The sequence below is a fragment of the Propioniciclava sp. genome (genome assembly GCF_029977985.1).
Lineage (GTDB): Bacteria > Actinomycetota > Actinomycetes > Propionibacteriales > Propionibacteriaceae > Propioniciclava.
Map to the genome: position 1 here is coordinate 1 of NZ_JARKOT010000225.1, position 1,782 is coordinate 1,782.

Sequence of the window (1,782 nt, forward strand, 5' to 3'; positions counted from 1 at the left end):
ATGTCGGCGCTGCCGACGGGCTCACCGACGGGCTCGACGATTCCGTGGACGGGCTGGCCGACGAGGTGGCCTGCGGCGACGGGGTCGCGGTCTCGGCGGTCGCGATCGCCGTGCCGCCGAGAACGGTCAGGCCGAGGGCGCTGGCGACGGCCCAGGCCGCGGTCGAACGGTTGATCCTCATGATGTGGTCCTTTCGGTGTATCCGTTGCTGTTCCTCCACTCCACCGGGCGAGGGTGAAGGCAGCGGGAGAGCCGAATGAGAGTCCTCTCACAGGGGTGCCCGACGTTCGTTCGCGGAGAGGTTAGGCTTCCGCCGTGACCGGACCGGTGCTCGGCCCCGGCAGCCTGAGCGCCGGACGCCGGCCGGCTGCGCTGGACGCCCTCGTGCTCGCCGGTGACCGGCTCGAGCACTACCGGCGGGCGTTGTCCCGTCCGGACCGGCCGTGGGTGCGGCTGGGCACGGTCACCGGCGGCGCCGTCGGGCCCGGGTGGCTGGTGCGGCGCGGACGCACGCTGCACGCAGGGGTCACCCTGGCGGACGGCCCGGCGGCCTTCCGGCTGGACGGGACGACCTGGGCGCGCGTCGATGGCGTGGTGCCGCGTCCGAATGAAGCCGAGGTCACCCCGTGGGCACCGGCCGCGCTCGGCAGCAGGCGGTTCGCGCTGGCCGACGAGGACGGATCGGTCTTCTGCTACCACCGCCGCGACGGCGAGTGGGAGCGGGACAGCTGCCTGCGGCTGGCCGACCCGGAACCGTTCGTCGTGCCCGGACCCGAATCGGTGAAGCTCGCCCAGATCACCGGCGACCGGGACGCGACCCCCACCCCGTGGGGTGAGCGCGCCCGGACGCTGAGTGACTCGCTGGCCGCCGCGGGCGTCCGCGGCACCGACCTCGGCGTCCGGGTCGATCATGCCGGACGCACCTTCCTGCTGTTCGGCGACACCCACTGGACGCGGCCCTGGCTGGCCACGCGCGACGCCATCGCCGAGGTGCTGCCCGGCGATCCGCTGCCGGCGGTCCGGTTCCACGGCTCGCCGCTGAAGCTCGTCGGCCGGGCGGCCGGATGGGTGACCATGCGCGAGTACGACGTGCCGCTGGACGGCTTCTCCTCCGGCGGACGGCTGTACGGCTTCTTCAGCTCCAACCACTTCCGGCGCCGGCGGGTGATGGGCCGGTCCGTGCTGGCCAGGGCCGTGGCCGCCGACCCGGTGGTCGACCCCGCCGCCCGCCGCCGTCCGCTGCGGTTCGAGGCGCTCTGCACCTTCAGCGATCGCCACTTCATCAACACCTCCGCGCAGCTGCGGCCGGCGGCGGCCGTGCCCGGCTGCGGGACGGACGGCGACGTGCTGCTGGTCTGGGGCACCGGTCCGTACCGGGCGTCGGAGCTGCGGCTCGCCGTCCTCGACGCCGCGGCGCTGGGCCGGCTCTCCGGCCGGGCCACCCGTGACGCCCGGGCACTCGGCGTCCGCTACTGGGCGGGCGGCGGCTGGTCGGACGCGGAGGCGGACGCCGTCCCGCTGTTCGCTCCGGCGGCGCTGGGCGAGGTGAGCGTGCGCTGGGCGGACGCGGTCGGCCGCTACCTGATGCTGTCCGCGTCCGCGCCGGAGGACCCGATCGGCCCTGCGGTCGTGCTGCGCACCGCCCGGCAACCGCAGGGGCCGTGGTCGCGCCGGATCCGGCTGCTCGACTGGGTGGCCACCGGCATGTCGCTGGACCCGCACACCCGGTTCATCAGGGCTTCCGTCGCCGACGACCCGGTGGGCGACCGGATGTTCCGCGCC

2 protein-coding genes are annotated in these 1,782 nt (G+C 75.1%); one reads left to right on the top strand and one right to left on the bottom strand.

Features of this window, described 5'->3' with window-relative positions:
• Positions 1-181, bottom strand: a 181-nt coding sequence (locus Q1K57_RS12980; protein WP_300083333.1) for a hypothetical protein, incomplete at its 3' end; no start/stop codon positions are given.
• A gap of 134 nt (positions 182-315) precedes the next feature.
• Here Q1K57_RS12980 and Q1K57_RS12985 point away from each other — a divergent pair.
• Positions 316-1,782: DUF4185 domain-containing protein (locus tag Q1K57_RS12985; RefSeq protein WP_300083334.1), on the top strand; the 1,467-nt coding region annotated here is incomplete at its 3' end.